Source organism: Kitasatospora sp. NPDC048239, assembly GCF_043202015.1.
Taxonomy (GTDB): domain Bacteria; phylum Actinomycetota; class Actinomycetes; order Streptomycetales; family Streptomycetaceae; genus Kitasatospora.
The window spans coordinates 1-4,497 of sequence record NZ_JBICZP010000040.1; the positions used below are offsets into that span (position 1 = coordinate 1).

Consider the following 4,497-nt stretch of genomic DNA (forward strand, 5'->3'; position numbering starts at 1 on the left):
TGGGCCTCGACGAGGTCGACCTGGTCGGGGGTGAGGCCGGCGTTGGCCAGGGCCTGGCGGATCACCCGCTGCTGCGAGGGCCCGTTCGGCGCGGTGAGACCGTTGCTGGCACCGTCCTGGTTGACGGCGGAACCGCGCAGCACCGCCAGCACCGGATGCCCCTTGGCCTGAGCGTCGGCCAGGCGCTCCAGCAGCAGTAGGCCCGCCCCCTCGCCCCAGGCCGTGCCGTCGGCCGCGTCCGCGAAGGGCTTGCAGCGGCCGTCCGGCGCCAGGCCCCGCTGCCGGCTGAACTCCACGAAGGTCGCGGGCGTGGCCATCACCGTCACCCCGCCGGCCAGCGCCAGCGTGGACTCGCCGGACCGCAGCGACTGGGCCGCCAGGTGGACCGCCACCAGCGAGGACGAGCAGGCCGTGTCCACCGTCACCGCCGGACCCTCCAGGCCCAGCGCGTAGGAGACCCGGCCGCTGGCGACGCTGCCCGCGCTGCCCTGGCCCAGGTGCCCCTCGAACCCGGTCGGCGCGGCGCCGTGCAGGCGGGCGCCGTAGTCGTCGTACATCACGCCGGCGAAGACGCCGGTGCGGCTGCCGCGCAGGGTGGACGGGTCGATGCCGGCCCGCTCGATCGCCTCCCACGCCGTCTCCAGCAGCAGCCGCTGCTGCGGGTCGGTGGCCAGCGCCTCGCGGGTGCTGATGCCGAAGAACGCGGGGTCGAACTCGGCTGCCCCGCGCAGGAATCCGCCCTCGCGCGCGTACGAGGTGCCGGGGTGCTCCGGGTCCGGGTGGTAGAGGTTCTCCAGGTCCCACCCCCGGTCGGTGGGGAACGGGCCGACGGCGTCGACGCCGTCCGCGACCAGCCGCCACAGGTCCTCCGGGGACGCGACCCCGCCCGGGAAGCGGCAGCCGATCCCGACCACCGCGATCAGGTCGTCCGAGGCGGACCGGGTGTCGGTGGCGACGGGTGCCGGGGAGTCGGCGCCGCCGAGCAGTTCGTCCAGCAGATGGGCGGCGAGCGCGCCCACCGTGGGGTGGTCGAAGACCGCCGTTGCGGCGAGCCGGACGCCCGCCGCCTCGGCGAGCCGGTTGCGCAGGTCGACGGCGGTGAGCGAGTCCACGCCGAGGTCGGTGAAGGCCCGGTCGGTGGGCACGGAGTCGGCGCCCGGATGGGCCAGCGCCTCGGCGGCGTGCGTCTGCACCAGGCGGACCAGCCGGCCGAGGCGGTCGGCCGGGTCGGCCGCCGCGAGTTCGGCGGCGAGCGCGCTCCCGGCACCGGCGGGTGCGGCCGGGGTGGCTGCGGCGGCCGTCCGGAGCGCGGGTGCCACGAGACCGCGCAGCAGCGCGGGGACGGCGTCGTCGGTGGTGGCGGCGCGCAGCCCGGCGAGGTCCAGCCGGGCGGGCACGACGGTGGAGTGCTCACCAGCGAGCGCCACGTCGAACAGGCCGAGCGCCTGCGGTACGGACAGCGGGGCCACCCCGGCCCGGCGCAGCCTGGCCCGGTCGGCGGTGTTCAGCTCGCCGCCCATGCCCGCGCCGCCCGCCCACAGCCCCCAGGCCAGGGACAGACCCGGCAGGCCCTCGACGCGGCGCTGGTCGGCGAGCGCGTCGAGGAAGGAGTTGGCGGCGGCGTAGGCGGCCTGGCCCGCGCCGCCGAGCACACCGGCGGCCGAGGAGAACAGCACGAACGCCGTGAGCGGCAGGTCGCGGGTCAACTCGTGCAGGTGCCAGGCGGCTTCGGCCTTGGGGCGGAGCACGGCGTGCAGCCGCTCTGCGGTGAGCGACTCGACGGTGCCGTCGTCCAGCACACCCGCGGCGTGCACGAGGGCGGTCACCGGCTGTTCGGCCAGCAGGTCGGCCACGGCCTCGCGATCGGCGATGTCGACCGCGGCGAACTCGGCCTCGGCACCCAACTCTTCCAGCTCCGAGCGGAGTTCGTCGGCCCCGGGGGCCTCGGCGCCACGGCGGCTGACCAGCAGCAGCCGCCGCACGCCGTACCGGGTGACGAGGTGGCGGGCGATGTGCCCGCCGAGGGAGCCGGTGGCTCCGGTCAGCAGGACGGTTCCCTCGGGGCCGAACGAGTCCCGGGGCTCCCCGTCGGGGCGGGCGGGGGTCCGGACCAGGCGGGGGGCCAGCAGGCCGCCCTCGCGCAGGGCCAGTCGGGGCTCCTCCGGGCCGGCCGCGAAGGCGGCCCGCAGGACGTCGGGGTCGGCGACCGGCGGCTCGGTGCCGCGGGCGGTGGCGGGCGTGTCGAGCAGGACGAGCCGGCCGGGGTGCTCGCTCTGCGCGCTGCGGACCAGGCCCTGGAGCGCGGCCGCGGCCAGGTCGGCGGGCGCCTCGGCGGGGCCGGTGCCGACGGCGCCGGAGGTCTGCACCAGCAGCCGCGCACCGGCGGTCCGCGGCTCGGCCAGCCACTGCTGAACGATCGTCAGATAGTGGGCCACCGCCGAGCGGACGAGCTTCGGCGGGGCCGTCACGCCGTCATCGGTGATGGCTCGCAGAACGGTGTCCGGGAGCCCGCCCTCGGGGTGGGCGAGGCGGAGTGCGTCGAGGTCGGGCAGCGCGCCGTGTGGGTCGAGGACGGCCCAGGTCGGTGCGGACCCGTCGGCGGTCACGGCGCGGACGGCCTGCCAGGCGGTGGCGTACAGCGGGCCGGCGCCGCCGGTGAGCGCGTCCGGGGCGAGGGCGCGCAGGGCGAGGCGTTCGACGGTGAGGACCGGGCCGCCCGCCGGATCGGTGGCGTGCAGGGTGAGGCCGCCCTGCTCGTCGGGCCTGAGCCGGACCCGCAGGGCGGTCGCGGCGGTGGCGTGCACCTCGGCGCCGCTCCACGAGAACGGCAGCCGGAGCCCGCCGTCGGCCGGGGCGTCCGCGGCCAGCAGGGTGTGCAGGGCGGCGTCCAGCAGCGCGGGGTGCAGGGTGAAGCGGGCCGGGTCGCCGAACGGCCCCTCGGGCAGGTGGACTTCGGCGTACAGGTCGTCGCCGGAGCGCCAGGCGGCCCGCAGCCCGCGGAAGGCCGGGCCGTAGCCGCGGCCCTGGTCGGCGAGCCGGTCGTAGAGGCCGTCGACTGCCAGCGCGGTGGCGCCGGGCGGGGGCCAGGCGCCGAGGTCGGCGGTGCCGGCAGCGTCGGTGTCGGTCTGGGCGGCGTCGGTGTCGGCGGTGCTCGGCGTGGCCCAGCCGGTGGCGTTGCGGGCCCAGTCGGCGGCGCCCTCCGGGCGACTGTGGACGGCGAGTTCGCGTCGGCCGTCGGCGTCCGGACCGGCCACGGTGACCTGGATCTCCAGCGGCTCGCCGTCCACCAGGGCGGCGGGGGCGAAGAGCGTCAGTTCGCCGATCCGCCCGGAGCCCAGACGGGCGGCGGTGTGCAGTGCGAGGTCCAGGAGTGCGGTGCCGGGCAGCAGGACGGTGTCCTGGACGGCGTGGTCGGCCAGCCACGGGTGGGTGCGGGTCGAGAGCCGGCCGGTGAGGACCGCGCCGCCGTCATCGGCCAGCTCGACCACCACCTCGGCGAGCGGGTGCTCCGACGGACGGCCCTCGCGGCGGGGCGGGGCGTCCAGCCAGAGGTGTTGGTGTTGGAAGGGGTAGGTGGGGAGGGGGGTGTGGGTGGTGGTGGGTCGGGTGGTGGTGCCGGCAGTGTCGGTGCCGGTGGTCCAGGCGGTGGCGAGGGTGGTGAGGAGGGTGTGGGGTTCGTGGGTGTCGGGGCGTAGGAGGGGGAGGACGTGGGCGGTGTCGAGGGTTTCGCGGGTGGGTGGGGTGAGGGTGGGGGTGGCGCCGAGTTCGAGGTAGGTGGTGGTGCCGAGTCGGGCGGCGCTCTGGAGGGCGTCGTGGTAGCGGACGGTGCTGCGGATGTGGTCGGTCCAGTAGTCGGCGTCGGTGGTTTCGACGGCCGTGCCGGTGAGGTCGGAGATGAACGCCAGGGTGGGTCGGTGGTAGGTGATCTGGTGGGCGGTGGTGCGGAATTCGTCGAGGACGGGGTCCATGTGGGGGGAGTGGAAGGCGTGGCTGACGGTGAGGTTCTTGGTGCGTCGGCCCTGGGCCTGGAAGTGGGTGGTGATGGTGGTGAGGGTGTCGCGGTCGCCGGAGAGGACGATGGAGGTGGGGGCGTTGACGGCGGCGAGGGAGGCGGCGTGTTCGTGGCCGTGCAGGGCGGTGAGGGCTTCTTCGGGGGTGGCTTGGATGGCGGTCATGGTGCCGTCGGTGCGGGCTTGTTGCATGAGGCGGGCGCGGGTGGCGACGAGGTGGGCGGCGTCGTGGAGGGTGAGGATGCCGGCGGTGTGGGCGGCGGTGAGGGCGCCGATGGAGTGGCCGAGGACGGCGGTGGGGTGGATGCCTCGGGTGGCGAGGAGGTGGGTGAGGGCGGTGCCGAGGGCGAAGATGGCGGGTTGGGCGTATTCGGTGCGGTCGAGGAGTGCGGCGGCCTCGCTGCCCGGCTCGGCGAATGCGATGTCGCGTAGCGGCCGGTCGAGATGGGCCGCGAAGGCGTCGGTCACCTGGTCGTAGGCGTCCGCG

General features: G+C 76.4%; 1 protein-coding gene. It reads right to left on the reverse strand.

Translation table 11 applies throughout. From position 1 onward, the window contains the following. Window positions 1-4,497, reverse strand: a 4,497-nt coding sequence (locus ACGFZP_RS39360; protein WP_392942277.1) for an SDR family NAD(P)-dependent oxidoreductase, incomplete at both ends; no start/stop codon positions are given.